Annotated in this window: 13 protein-coding genes; 1 reads left to right on the top strand and 12 read right to left on the bottom strand. The window is 54.2% G+C overall.

What is annotated here, in order from left to right; translation table 11 throughout:
• Window positions 1-21 precede the first annotated feature (21 nt).
• From JMG82_RS02560 to ychF, 5 genes are all read right to left on the bottom strand, one after another.
• On the bottom strand, window positions 22-2040 hold the full coding sequence (locus JMG82_RS02560) for a transglutaminase TgpA family protein (protein ID WP_201353376.1): 2019 nt from the start codon (window positions 2038-2040) through the stop codon (window positions 22-24).
• Window positions 2009-2878 (bottom strand): DUF58 domain-containing protein, encoded by an 870-nt coding sequence (locus JMG82_RS02555; protein WP_201353375.1) that lies wholly within the window; start codon window positions 2876-2878, stop codon window positions 2009-2011. Before JMG82_RS02555 ends, JMG82_RS02560 begins: the two co-directional genes overlap by 32 nt.
• On the bottom strand, window positions 2844-3764 hold the full coding sequence (locus JMG82_RS02550) for an AAA family ATPase (protein WP_201353374.1): 921 nt from the start codon (window positions 3762-3764) through the stop codon (window positions 2844-2846). The genes JMG82_RS02555 and JMG82_RS02550 overlap by 35 nt, the downstream gene beginning before the upstream one ends.
• A 20-nt stretch (window positions 3765-3784) precedes the next feature.
• Window positions 3785-4486 carry a hypothetical protein gene (locus JMG82_RS02545; protein ID WP_201353373.1) on the bottom strand — a complete coding sequence of 234 codons (702 nt, stop codon included), beginning with the start codon at window positions 4484-4486 and terminating at the stop codon, window positions 3785-3787.
• A gap of 139 nt (window positions 4487-4625) precedes the next feature.
• On the bottom strand, window positions 4626-5729 hold the full coding sequence (ychF, locus tag JMG82_RS02540; RefSeq protein ID WP_201353372.1) for a redox-regulated ATPase YchF: 1104 nt from the start codon (window positions 5727-5729) through the stop codon (window positions 4626-4628).
• 202 nt (window positions 5730-5931) lie between these two features.
• Here ychF and JMG82_RS02535 point away from each other — a divergent pair, with 202 nt between their 5' ends.
• On the top strand, window positions 5932-6279 hold the full coding sequence (locus JMG82_RS02535; RefSeq protein ID WP_201353371.1) for a hypothetical protein: 348 nt from the start codon (window positions 5932-5934) through the stop codon (window positions 6277-6279).
• A 51-nt stretch (window positions 6280-6330) separates the two neighbouring features.
• Here the strand turns inward: JMG82_RS02535 and JMG82_RS02530 are convergent, their stop codons facing one another.
• The 7 genes from JMG82_RS02530 to rpiB form a co-directional block, all read right to left on the bottom strand.
• Window positions 6331-7275, bottom strand: a complete 945-nt coding sequence (locus tag JMG82_RS02530; RefSeq protein WP_201353370.1) for a CsgG/HfaB family protein — start codon at window positions 7273-7275, stop codon at window positions 6331-6333.
• A 325-nt stretch (window positions 7276-7600) separates the two neighbouring features.
• Window positions 7601-9094: a leucyl aminopeptidase gene (locus JMG82_RS02525; RefSeq protein WP_201353369.1), complete on the bottom strand. Its 1494-nt coding sequence runs from the start codon at window positions 9092-9094 to the stop codon at window positions 7601-7603.
• On the bottom strand, window positions 9060-9677 hold the full coding sequence (locus JMG82_RS02520) for a DedA family protein (RefSeq protein WP_201353368.1): 618 nt from the start codon (window positions 9675-9677) through the stop codon (window positions 9060-9062). Before JMG82_RS02520 ends, JMG82_RS02525 begins: the two co-directional genes overlap by 35 nt.
• Before the next feature lie 13 nt (window positions 9678-9690).
• Window positions 9691-10896, bottom strand: coding sequence for a tryptophan synthase subunit beta (gene trpB / locus JMG82_RS02515; RefSeq protein ID WP_201353367.1), 1206 nt, complete (start codon window positions 10894-10896; stop codon window positions 9691-9693).
• Window positions 10896-11447 (bottom strand): adenine phosphoribosyltransferase, encoded by a 552-nt coding sequence (locus JMG82_RS02510; RefSeq protein WP_201353366.1) that lies wholly within the window; start codon window positions 11445-11447, stop codon window positions 10896-10898. The genes trpB and JMG82_RS02510 overlap by 1 nt, the downstream gene beginning before the upstream one ends.
• A gap of 16 nt (window positions 11448-11463) precedes the next feature.
• Window positions 11464-11796 (bottom strand): hypothetical protein, encoded by a 333-nt coding sequence (locus tag JMG82_RS02505; protein WP_201353365.1) that lies wholly within the window; start codon window positions 11794-11796, stop codon window positions 11464-11466.
• Entirely contained in the window at window positions 11796-12239 is a 444-nt protein-coding gene (gene rpiB, locus JMG82_RS02500) for a ribose 5-phosphate isomerase B (protein ID WP_201353364.1), read from the bottom strand. The genes JMG82_RS02505 and rpiB overlap by 1 nt, the downstream gene beginning before the upstream one ends.
• Window positions 12240-12254: the final 15 nt, after the last annotated feature.

The following is a 12254-nucleotide window of genomic DNA, read 5'->3' as shown; positions in this document are numbered from 1 at the left end:
TTTGGCATGAGCTGCGGCGGTTCAGCCGCGAATAAAAGCCTTCACCTCTTTTTTCAATGTTTCTAACAGTTCGCTTCTTTGTGACGGTGTCTTGGCCGCATATTCGCAGGCATGATAGAGTGCGTCGATTTTTTCCAGTCTCTTTGCGCGACCGAGCATCTTTGTGCAACGCTGCAGGTAGCGGTGCATGGTCTCCCCCTCCGCTCGTCGGCAGCCACGCTTTTCAAGATGCCGGCAGAGTTTTTCCATCAGGCATCGGAGAGTTGTTTTGCATTCAAGACGCCGCAGCAACGCGGCGATATACCAAGCCGTCAGGGCCAAAAGCCCGAACACGCCCAGGAATATCGCCACGAACATGGGGTCGCTCTTCGCGCGTTCGAGCAGCTGCATCTGCCGATAGCGGCTGTAGCGCAGAATCCATGTCTCGATTCGGAATTTGGCGTAGAGAAGATAGAGTTCCGCTCTCGAGAGCCCACGCGTACCGCTCTTTTCTCTTTTCACCATCGCGGCGCCCGGAGTTCTGCGAAGCAGTGCGGCGGTGGCTTCGTCGTTCCCCACTTTCTGTGCCAGTGCCGTGGTTTCTATCCTCCGCCACGCCCGGTTTACGAAGACTTCCACCCAGGCGTGGGCGTCGCGCTCTTCCACGGCGATGAAATTTCTGACGCTGTTGGCCAGGCTTCCCCGGTATCCGGTAACAATGCGTGCCGGTATCTTCGCGAGGCGGCAAAAGGTGGCGAAAGCCGCGGCGAAGTGGACGCAATACCCCTTTTTACGGCGAAAGAGGAAGTCGTCGGTCATATGCTTCAAATCGAGCGGGTCGGGGCGCAGCGTGTAGGTCAGATCCGCTTTCTTGAAAAATGTTTCGATCGCCTGCAGCCTCTCTTTCTTGTCGGGATAGGCCCGCACGATGCGCCGCGCCTCCCTTGCACTCATGGGATTGAGGGCGGGATTTGCCGTCAGCGCGTAACGGAGTCTGTTTTCGTCGGTGTTTGAGCCATAGCGGTAATCGAGAGCGGAAGAGGCTTCATAGATCTGCGGTCTGTCGATCGGCTTTTGCAGTGTCACTTCGAAATCCGCTCCGATCGATGCGCCCTCGGGCGCTTCGAAAGGAAGGTCCAGCATGTAAAGCCACCGTTTATGGGTAGGATAGAGGGAAATTTTGTAGATGACGAGATTTTCCGCCCTTTCGAACATGGGAGGATACGCGACTCTGACGGGCCGAAATTTGCTCGCTGCTTGTCTTGACAGGGGTGACCAATGGTCTATTCTGTCGATATAAAGGACGCTTCCTCGGAAATAGAGACTCTTTTCGGGGGGAATGTGGCCTTTGAATTCGACCTCCATGACGATACGTCCGGAAAGGACGTCAAGCGCTCCGTTGTCAAGCCGCATCGTTCCGTCGTGTCCGCCGTATGCGGCGCCCTCGCCCCGGAAACCGTAGGAGGCGTGGCCGAAGGAGATGCGGGGAAAGAAGATGAAGAGTGTCGCCACCAGGGGAAGGGAAAGAAAAAAGAGCATGCCGGCCATGCGGAGACTCTCCGCAAAACCGCTGCGCATCTGCCAGGTTACAACCATCCAAAGCAGAAAAAAGATTTCAAAAACGGTATAAAGAAGCATCGGTATCGAATTGAAAAAGAAGAGCGTAAGACCCAGCAGAAGCACAGGCGATATCGCCAGATAGAGATTGACCTTCCGGGTGAGCCGCTGCAGCGTTACTGCCACAACCAGCAGATAGACAAGAAGCTCGACGAAAAGTTTCAAATGCATGAGGCCGACGAAGCCGAAAGCCCCATAGAGTGAAAGAAAGATAGCCAGAAGTCCCGTCATGAAAAGCGAACTAAGTGTCAATGGCGTCGCTTTTTTGCGAAAAAAGATCAAAACGACAGCGATAAGGAGAAAAAGAATCATCGGCAGTTTCAAAATCAGCAGCAAAGGTGGAAGAAGGCTTGCGTAAGCGAGGTCGAGAATCCTCAACAGCCTCTCGTCGGACTCTGGCGGGAGGTTCGTTTCAGTAGAGAGCCAGCGTTTCAAGAATCGCATCGGTTCCCACCTTTTGGCTTTCGAGCACTCTGCCCGGAAGCCGAATGATGAACGGCTTGCCGCGTCTTTCACACTCGAGCACCCAGAGTGTGAGTTGCGAAAGTCTGGCTTCGTCATTTCCGGCACAGGTTTGAAAATCGAAAATCAACGTCTCATTTTCCCGCTCCTTTTCAAAATGTTTGACCAGCGTCTCGCCTTTGGCTACCGATGGCCAGTGGATACGCGATGCGTTTTCGGTGCCGCTGTAGTCGGCGAGACCGTCGAAATCCGTTTCGTGACCGTAGGGAGCGTTCGACTGCTTCACAAAACTCTCCAGCGGTACTCCCTTCGGCTCGGGAAAGACCACGAGTTCTCTTTCGACCTCTACCGGTTTGACGAATCGGATTGTTGCGAGAGGAAAGAGCGATTCGAAGCAGCAGGAACCCGCTTTCATGCGTCCCCGCCGTTTCGGAAGGCACACAACCGCAACCGTGCGGCTCGTTCGGGAAGGAAGCGGCGGCAGCTTGATGCGGTTTTCTTTCCAACAGAAGTCGACTCCCCATCCCGTGGTAGACGCCGGATTTTCGATTCGGAAGCGGCACTCTCCCTCTTTGCCTGCAAACAGACGGCCGCATCCGTCGAAATGACATTGGAGGGGACCGATATTCAAAAGACCGAGAGGAATGGCGGCCATGGCGGCGGCGATCAGAAAGAAGAGGGTGATGTAAACGAGGTTGAAATTGTGCATATAGGCTTCGAAAAAGAGCCCTACAATGAGACACAGAAGAATGAGACTCTGCCTTGTTGCGTGCTGCCGGACCTCTCTACGAATCTGAAGCAACGTGCGAAAAGAGTTCATGGCGAATGCGTTCCATGGTAGTAGGTCCCTCTTTGAAGCGGAGTCGGTGCATGCAGACTTCGCCCGCCACCGCCTGAAGGTCGTCGGGAATGGCGTAATCCCGCCCGTGGAGTCTCGCCCACGCTTTTGTCATCGAGGCGAGAGCCAGGGCGCCGCGTGTGGAAAGGCCGACACAAAAAGCTCCGCTTGTGCGGGTATGGGCAACGATAGCCTGCAGATAGTCGAGCATTGCATCGCTTAGCCGGACGTTTCTGACGCTCATAAAAACCGTATGAATCTGCTCTTCGTCCATCAAAGGAGTGGCAGGCAGGGGCCTCTCAGCCGCTCCCAGCAACACTTCCCGTTCCGCCTCTCTCTCGGGGTAGCCGATGCCGAAACTGCAGATGAAACGGTCCAGTTGGGAGAGAGGCAAAGGAAAAGTGCCCACCTCTTCGTGGGGATTTTGCGTGGCAATGACGAAAAAAGGTTCGGGAAGCGGGTAGGTAACGCCGTCGATCGTCACATGGCGTTCCTCCATTGCCTCAAGCAGGGCCGACTGGGTTTTGGGCATGGCGCGGTTGATTTCGTCCGCGAGAAGAAACGGCGTGAAGATGGGTCCTTTTTTCAGGATGAAACGGCTCTCTTTGGCATCGAAGTAGCTGATACCCAGAATGTCTGAGGGAAGGAGATCACTGGTGAACTGAACGCGCCCGAAACCAAGCCCCATGACGGCGGCGAAGGTTTTGGCGAGGGTCGTCTTGCCGACGCCGGGGATATCTTCTAAAAGCAGATGCCCCCGTGCGAAGAAGGCGGCGAGGGTGAGTGTAACGGCATGTCGCTTGCCCAGCAGATGCGCTTCGACCGCTTCGACGAGCGGAACGAATTCGGGTGCCAGTTTCTCCGTCATACCCAACGATGCCAGGAAGTCTAGGAGAACTCTTCGGGCGTTGCTGTTGTGTCAAGAAGCATGGGACCTCCGATGTCCACACGCTCGAACTCCTTGCGGTGGTCGGGAATGTTGTCGCGAACGATGTAGAGTTCACCCCAGATCTGCTGCGGTCGCAACACATGCTCGTCGATTTCCAGTTTGGTTCCGTTGTAGCGCGCCTCTTCCGGTATGACGAGATCGCAAAGGAAATCGTAGTATCCTTCGCGAAAGATGTCGTACTGGTCATGCGATTGGCTGCAGTCGAGATAGCCGAGTACGACCTTTTCGATATCGAAATTCGCTTCACCCTCACCCCCGATGTCCCAGTAGGCGTCGCCCACCTCGGTGCGGATGAAGATGATATTGCCGATTTTGGCTCTCTCGAGCAGTTCGAGTTTCCTGTCGACATTGATGTTTTCGAGTGTCACGTCATCGACGGATATTTCGATCTCTTCCATATTGTCCGCATCCAGTGTGATCGCCACTTTTTCCGGATTGAACGTGCAGATCGACTGCGCTTCGTCCATCTCGTCGAGTTCGCCGCTTTCGATGAAAGCGTTGATGTTTTCGAACAGTTCCCGGATATTCTCTTTGTCGAACTCCATATCGGGATCGATTTCGAGACCCTGCGCTTCCAGCCGGTTGATTTTATAGAATCCTATTTTTCTGCCTTCCCCTTCGATATGCAGTTTAAAGGCCATATTCTCTCCTTCTTCTTGACTGATGTTGTACTGCTTCAATTATACCTCAATACAGGGCATCCGGATGCAACATAAGTCATGGAACGAGGGAATTTTGAAAAGAAATAGAGAAGGGAAACGGCATGGCCGCTTCCAGATATCAGACGTTGAATCTAAAATGCATCACATCGCCGTCGGCGACGACGTAATCTTTGCCTTCCAAGCGCATCTTGCCAGCCTCTTTGGCACCCTGTTCTCCGCCGTATCTGATGAAATCCTCGTAGGCGATCACTTCGGCGCGGATGAAGCCTTTCTCGAAGTCGTTGTGGATGACGCTGGCCGCTTTGGGGGCTTTCCACCCTTTGTGGATCGTCCAGGCACGCACCTCCTTCACGCCGGCGGTGAAGTAGCTGATTAGCCCCAGCCGTTTGAAAGCGGTTCGGATGATCTTGTCCAGCCCGGACTCTTCGATGCCGAGCTCTTCGAGGAACTCTTTGGCCTCCTCTTCCTCCAGCTGCACCAGCTCCTCTTCGATCTTGGCGCAGAGTTTGATGACATCAGCACCCACCTCCTGGGCATGCTTTTTCACCGCCTTCACATACTCGTTGTCTTCCAGCAGTCCCTCCTCGTCCACGTTGGCGCCGTAGATGATAGGCTTGTTGCTCAAAAAGCGCAGCTCTTTGTCGAGCTGTTGGAAGTTTTCGTCGTCACGTTTTTCGAAGGTGCTGACCGGTTTGATCTCCTCCAGGTGTTTCATCAGCTCCTGGGCGATCTCCAGCTGGGCGCGCACCTTCTTGTCACCGGTCTTGGCCTGACGCGCGAGGCGGTCGATCTTCTTCTCCAGCTGCTGGATGTCGGCGAAGATCAGTTCGCTTTCAATGATCTCGATATCCCGCAACGGGTCGATGGAACCTTCCACATGGGTGATGTTGCCATCGTCGAAACAGCGGACCATATGCAAAATCATCTCCGTTTCCCGGATGTTGCTAAGAAATTGGTTTCCAAGCCCCTCGCCCTTGCTGGCCCCTTTGACCAGCCCCGCGATGTCGACGAAGTCGATCGTGCTGTGTTGGATACGTTCGGGGTTGACGATCTTGGCCAGCTCCTCCAGGCGCGGGTCGGGGACCGGCACGACCGCCTTGTTGGGTTCGATGGTGCAGAAGGGATAGTTGGCCGATTCGGCGTTTTGCGCTTTGGTCAGCGCGTTGAATGTGGTCGATTTGCCCACGTTGGGCAGACCGACGATACCTACGGGAAGACCCATATATAGCTCCTTATGTTGCGATAAACTCTTTGATTGTCAAAGGAGGGTTTTGCAGTATGAATTTTGGCGGATTATATCAAAGTGGAAGGGAAAAATCAACGATTGGAAAGATTCACGATGAAAGGATTCTTGGCTATTAAATGAAAATTCGTTAATATGGAGTCACATTGAATGGATAGGATCAAACGAAAGGAGATGCATCGTGAAAAAAGGGTTGATCGCACTGGCCATGCTGATACTGGGAGCGGCTCCCATCATGGCGGACAGCTATCAGGTGATGTTTGAAACGATGAGCTGTGACGGAGAGACGGGCTTTGCCACCGCCAAAATTGACGAGATTTACAAAGTCGAAAGTGCCGACTGCTACGCTCCCGACGGCTCGGGGCAGAAACTGAAAAAAATACTCGTCAAGAAAAACAACGGCACGTTCCATGTCTTTACACTGACGGCCGAAGAGGCGAAAAACGTCATGAAAGAGATGAAAGATTATATGCATGCGCGCAAAAAGTCACTGGAAAACAGCAATACCATCATTTTCCGGCGGGAGTGATGCAGGACGCCGGTCTGGAGGGGAAAAGACCCCCTCCGATTTTATTGCCTTTTACTCGGCAGGAAAAACGCTCATGCCGCGGCGGATTTTGCTTTTGCCGGAGAGCGGCTTGAGATAGGAGATTTTTTTCTTGACTTTGACAACTTTCGCCGTTGCGACCGGCGTCATCTCAATATCGAGAACTTCACCCGTATCGGGATCGACCAGCTCTTCCACTTTGCCGATTTTGAAAACTTTTCCCACCTTCACCCCTTCGCGGGTGCCTCGATTGATGATGATCTTGTCCCCTTTCATCAGGATGATGTGACCTTCCCAGGGAATTTTGTCGAGCTGCTGCACGATAAAGGCGAGTGCTTTGCCCAGCGCGTTTTCCGCCGCCTCCATGACATTGTCTTTCTTCGTCCCGCCGAAACTGCCGGTGAGACCTTCAAGCGCCGAACCGTAATAGCCGAGTCTGAAACCGCGTTCGCCCGATCGGCCCACGACGCTTTTGGAAGCGACTACCTGTCCCGTTTCGCTGTTGATCAGATAGATGGTGAAATTGATTTCCGCCGTGCCTTCCCTGCCGCCGATGGAGACACCCATGAAATTGATGCCGCCGCCCATGCTTCCACTCTCCTGGACATTCGTTATCGAACCGCGAAGAAGCAGTTGCGCCGGTGTCATTCTGCCCATTTTCGGAGTTTTTCTACCCTGAACGACCCGGCCGGTAGCCGCAAAATCCTGCTCCTGCATCGCCGCTTTGCGCATCTCCTCGTCACCAAGCACCGTAAACCATCCCGATTTGTTGAGCATATCGATCATCACGGTCGTCATGCCCTGACCGATTTCCCATCTGCCTCTCCATCCCGCTTCGTTGGCGAATTTTTTCACCATGATCGTATATTTGAGTGCATCCTTCGGCGGCGGAGGTATTTTGTTTTCCGTTTCGCTCTCCGCACCCGCAAGAGACGAAACGAACAGCATGATCAAAACGAAAGTCCAAATTCTTTTCATCGTCCTTCCTTTTCCTTTTTATTTTGTCAAAGAATATCTCAAATACGTTAAATCGAAGTTTATACCGACGAAAACATGACCGCATAACCGGAAAAGGGGAGGGAGTTTTGCCGAAATTAGACGGTATTAGCCGAAAAGATATAAAATTGCTCAATATGGCTATTGATCAATGAAAACGAAACGGGGCTGCGATGACAGATGAATGGATAAGAATAGGAATGCTGGCCGGTGCGGTCATTGTGATGATCGTTGTGCTCAGGTGGCCGAAGAAAAACGACCGCCATCCAAAAGAGTGAAGCGGTCCGGAAGCATGAACGCTTCCGTATCACTCCCCGTGCGAGGGATCGGATGACTGCTTTTTCTCCGCCTGTTTGATGATCTGTTCGAACCATTTGACGGTCATGCGTACACCCGCTCCGCTGGCGCCGGCGGGATTGTAGCCCCACGCCTTCTCCACATAGGCTGGTCCGGCGATGTCCAGATGGAGCCATTTGTGTTTGTACTCCTTTTCGATGAAATGGTCGAGAAAGAGCGCTGCGGCAATGGCGCCGCCGTAGCGTGAGGAGCTGATGTTGCAGACGTCGGCGATGTCGCTTTTGAGCAGTTTTTTCAGGTAGCGGTTAAAAGGGAGGGTGCCGGTAAGTTCCCCGGCATTGGACGCCGCTTTCGAAAAGCTGTGCTTCAAAGAGCGATCGTGTCCCATCAGGCCCGTGGTGTACTCTCCCAGCGCGACGACACACGCACCCGTGAGTGTCGCGAAATCGAGAAGGTAGTCGGGCTTGACCTTCTCCTGGGCGTAGCAGAGACAGTCGGCCAGGACGAGCCGCCCTTCGGCATCGGTATTGCGTATTTCGATGGTCGTTCCGTTTTTTGCAGTAAGGATGTCGTCGGGTTTGTAGGCGTTGCCCCCTATCATGTTTTCAGTGACACCCACGATACCGTGAACTTCGATGGGCAGCCCCAGTTCGCTGACCGCTTTCATAATGCCCATGACCGCGCAGGCTCCCGCCTTGTCCGATTTCATCGTGACCATGTATTCGGCGGGTTTGAGGCTCAGACCGCCGCTGTCGTAGGTAAGCCCTTTGCCCACCAGTGCGACTTTGAATTTCGCGTTCTTGGGTTTGTAGGCGAGATGGACGAGGCGCGGCGGATGGTCGCTGGCGCGGCTGACGGCCAGGAAAGCTCCCATGTTTTCCGCTTCGAGCCCCTTTTCGTCCAGCACGATGCACTCCAGGTCGTTCGCTTCCGCCAGTGCCACAGCTTTGAGGGCAAGCATCTCGGGAATCATGTCATCGGGAGGGGTGTTGACAATGTTGCGGGTGTAGTTGGTCGCCTGGGCGAGTATGACCGCGTTTTGTACATACGCCGCCGCTTTTTCGCACGCGATCGTTTTGCCGTTGAAATCTTCGCAGGAGATTGTTACCTTTTTGACGGGGTGTTTCGCTTTTTCACTCCTGTAGGTGTCGTATTCGTAATCGCCGAAGATCATCCCCTCCGCCATCGCCTTGACGTTCTGGGCGGAGCATTTTCCCAGATAAAGAGCTGTCTTGACGGTTTGGGCCTGCGTTTTTCTAACGGCACGGATAGCCGCCGCGTAGGCGCTTCGGACATCGTCGTGGTGAAGGGAATCGACACCGACATAGAGCCTCTTTTTCTCAATCAGAAGACAGGTTTCGTCCTGCTCTCCTTTGAATCCCGCCATTTCCAGCAGATCCTTCTCCTCTATCCAGGGATGGTCCATTTTTTTCGCCACGACACAGACGATTTCGATGTCCGCGTCGATTTCATGCCGCTTCAGCGGACTTGTTTCGATTTGCATGACGTACACTCCTCCTATGTAATATATTGTCTTCGATGCGTTTGAACGTATAGCCGATTGTACCGAAAATGAGAGCGGCGACCGGCAGGGCGAAATACCAGTGGTGTTTCGTATATTCGAGAACTGCCAGTATCTGTTCTCCGAAAATGTAGGCCAGTACAATCGTTACGGCCGCCCAGACCTGGGCACTCAGGAAATTGATGATAGCGAATTTTCTGGCACTGTAGCGCGTGAGTCCGATGCTCATCGGAATGATGGTCCGCAGGCCGTAGAGGTAACGCTGGATAAAGATAACGGGCCACCCGTACTTTTTCAGAAGAAGGTGCGCCAGGGCGAATTTTCTGTGGTGTTTTTTCAGATATCTGTAGAGCCACTTTTTGTTGGAGCGTCCGATATAGAAATAAAGCTGGTCGCCGGCAAAGCCGCCGAGACCCGCGACAAAGATGGCCATCGGCATGTTCATATGACCGGTATGGACCATCGTTCCCGCCATCACGAGCCCAAGCTCACCTTCCATGACACTCCAGACAAAGAGAATGATATAGCCATACTGCGTCAGCGCGTCGATCAGAAACTGTTCCATCCGTTCTTCTCAATCAGTCGAAATGGAGCAGGTCTTTGGCCTGGATCATATCCTTGTCGCCCCGGCCGGAAAGATTGACGATGACAAGCCTGTTTTTCAGGCGTTCGGGGTCCATTTTTTTCAGGTACGCGATCGCATGGGAGCTTTCAAAGGCCGGAATGATCCCTTCGCGCTGGCTCAGCCAGACGAAGGCTTCGAGGGCTTCGGCGTCGGTGATGCTGTCGTATTCGGCGGCACCGATCTGCTTGAGGTAGGCGTGTTCGGGCCCGATGCCGGGATAGTCGAGGCCGGCGCTGATGGAGTGGGCTTCGAGAATCTGACCGTCTTCATCCTGAAGCAGGTAACTCATCTGACCGTGCAGAACACCCGGGCTTCCCTTGGCCAGGCTTGCGCCGTGCTTGTCGGTATCAAGACCCAGTCCGCCCGCTTCGATGCCGATGCAGGTGGTTTCGGGCTCGTCCAGGAAATGGGCGAAGATGCCCATGGCATTGGAACCGCCGCCGATGCAGGCGATGACGTAGTCGGGCAGGCGGTTTTGAGCCTTGAGAATCTGGGCTTTGGCCTCGTAGCCGATGATGGCCTGGAAATCGCGCACCATCATCGGGTAGGGGTGGGGCCCCGCGACGGTGCCGATGATGTAGAAGGTGTCGCGGGCGTTGGTGACCCAGTAGCGGATGGCGTCGTTCATGGCGTCCTTGAGGGTTTTCGATCCACTCTCGACGGCATGGACTTTGGCCCCCAGCAGTTTCATCCTGAAAACGTTGAGTTCCTGGCGCGCCACATCCTTGGCTCCCATGAAAATTTCACACTCAAGCCCCAGAAGCGCGGCGATGGTGGCGGTGGCGACGCCGTGCTGGCCCGCCCCCGTTTCGGCGATCACCCTCTTTTTGCCCAGACGTTTGGCGATGAGTCCCTGAAGGATCGTGTTGTTGACCTTGTGGGCCCCCGTGTGGTTGAGGTCTTCGCGTTTGAGGTACACGGTGGCGCCTACGTCGTCGGAGATGTTTCTGGCGTAGTAGAGGGGACTGGGGCGGCCCACATAGTGCTCCAGGTAGTAGTGGGCCTCCTCCCAGAAGGTTTCGTCGAAGCGGATTTTGGTATAGGCTTCGTCCAGTTCCCGAAGAATGGGCATCAGGGTTTCGGGGACATAGCGTCCGCCGAAGATACCGAAGTGGCCCAGCTCATCGGGATCGAATCGAAGCGGTTTGGGAATATACATCAGACGACCTCCAGAACATGATAGACGGGTGCCAGCCCCTTCAGTTTTTCGGCGCCGTTGAGGAATGTGAGATTGATGATGAAACAGGCCTCAACACATTCGGCCCTGGCGTCTTTGATCAGTTTGGCCGCCGCTTCGGCGGTCCCGCCCGTGGCGATCAGATCGTCTATGAGCAAAACACGTGCCCCCTCCCGGTTGTTGAAGGCGTCGATATGGATTTCGATCTCGTCCACGCCGTACTCCAGTGCGTACTTCTCTCCGATGGTCGTGTAGGGGAGTTTGCCCCGCTTCCTCACCGGCACAAACCCGATACCAAGTTTTGCCGCGAGTGCTGCGCCGAAGATGAATCCCCGGCTTTCGATACCGGCCACGTAGTCGAGGTCCATTCCGGCATACCGTTCGCTCAGGTGTTCCATCAGCAGATTGTAGGCTTTCGGATTGTTCAAAAGGGTGGTGATATCCTTGAAAAGGATGCCCGGTTTCGGAAAATCCGGCACATCCCGGATCGACTCCATCAGAAATTTCTTCTCTTCACTGCCCAATGTTTTCATCGCTCTTCTCTCTTTGTCAAATCAGCGCTTCGATGCGCGATTCGAGTTCTTTGATACGTTTTTTCAGTTTTTCGTTTTCGATGCGGTACTGGCTGTTGCGCTGCTTGAGTGTTTTGATCTCCCGCCGCAGTTTGTTCATCTGCTCGTTGAGAATGTCGATGTTGCCCAGAGCCCTTTGGAGCTGAATCTGGTATTTCCTGATGAGAACTTCCGCCTCTTTGAGCGTCAGTTTCATGACATCGTTGTTGCGCTGCTCCTTGAGCGTCAGATTTTTGAAATAGAACATCTTGACCACGACGAAGACCACCAGCAGCAAGGAAAAGGTGACCAGCGACCACTCCAGCAGCATCAGTCTCTCGCTTGCAGTGCCATAATCTTTTCGACACGGCCTTCGTGGCGTCCGCCTTCAAAAGGTGTCGTCGTGAAGGCGTCGATCATGCTTTCGATGACACCGGCTCCGCTGACCCGTTCGCCGAAGCAGAGAATGTTGGCGTCGTTGTGGGCACGGGCCATCTGTGCCGTGTAGTAGTCCTGGCAATGCGCCGCGCGGATGCCGTCTATTTTGTTGGCGGCGATGCTCATGCCGATGCCGGTGCCGCAGATGAGGATGCCGCGGCTCCCGACGTCCGCAGCGACGGCCCGTGCCACCTTTTCGGCAAAATCGGGATAGTCGACACGATTGTCGGTTTCCGGCCCCATATCCGTCACTTCGTGCCCCCGGTTTTTCAGCATTTCGATGACGAGTCCCTTGACGGCGAATCCCGCATGGTCGCTTCCGACGTAATATCTCATCGTTTCTCCTCGCAT

The sequence above is a fragment of the Hydrogenimonas urashimensis genome (assembly GCF_016593255.1).
GTDB classification, from domain to species: Bacteria; Campylobacterota; Campylobacteria; order Campylobacterales; family Hydrogenimonadaceae; genus Hydrogenimonas; species Hydrogenimonas urashimensis.
Note: the sequence above shows the minus strand (reverse complement) of the source record. Positions and strands in the feature narration are given on the sequence as shown.

What these genes read in the sequence shown, in the direction of transcription:
- JMG82_RS02560 (WP_201353376.1), bottom strand. Translation starts at nt 2,040, where the DNA reads ATGCGATTCTTGAAACGCTGGCTCTCTACTGAAACGAACCTCCCGCCA.
- JMG82_RS02555 (WP_201353375.1), bottom strand. Translation starts at nt 2,878, where the DNA reads ATGAACTCTTTTCGCACGTTGCTTCAGATTCGTAGAGAGGTCCGGCAG.
- JMG82_RS02550 (WP_201353374.1), bottom strand. Translation starts at nt 3,764, where the DNA reads ATGACGGAGAAACTGGCACCCGAATTCGTTCCGCTCGTCGAAGCGGTC.
- JMG82_RS02545 (WP_201353373.1), bottom strand. Translation starts at nt 4,486, where the DNA reads ATGGCCTTTAAACTGCATATCGAAGGGGAAGGCAGAAAAATAGGATTC.
- ychF (WP_201353372.1), bottom strand. Translation starts at nt 5,729, where the DNA reads ATGGGTCTTCCCGTAGGTATCGTCGGTCTGCCCAACGTGGGCAAATCG.
- JMG82_RS02530 (WP_201353370.1), bottom strand. Translation starts at nt 7,275, where the DNA reads ATGAAAAGAATTTGGACTTTCGTTTTGATCATGCTGTTCGTTTCGTCT.
- JMG82_RS02525 (WP_201353369.1), bottom strand. Translation starts at nt 9,094, where the DNA reads ATGCAAATCGAAACAAGTCCGCTGAAGCGGCATGAAATCGACGCGGAC.
- JMG82_RS02520 (WP_201353368.1), bottom strand. Translation starts at nt 9,677, where the DNA reads ATGGAACAGTTTCTGATCGACGCGCTGACGCAGTATGGCTATATCATT.
- trpB (WP_201353367.1), bottom strand. Translation starts at nt 10,896, where the DNA reads ATGTATATTCCCAAACCGCTTCGATTCGATCCCGATGAGCTGGGCCAC.
- JMG82_RS02510 (WP_201353366.1), bottom strand. Translation starts at nt 11,447, where the DNA reads ATGAAAACATTGGGCAGTGAAGAGAAGAAATTTCTGATGGAGTCGATC.
- JMG82_RS02505 (WP_201353365.1), bottom strand. Translation starts at nt 11,796, where the DNA reads ATGCTGCTGGAGTGGTCGCTGGTCACCTTTTCCTTGCTGCTGGTGGTC.
- rpiB (WP_201353364.1), bottom strand. Translation starts at nt 12,239, where the DNA reads ATGAGATATTACGTCGGAAGCGACCATGCGGGATTCGCCGTCAAGGGA.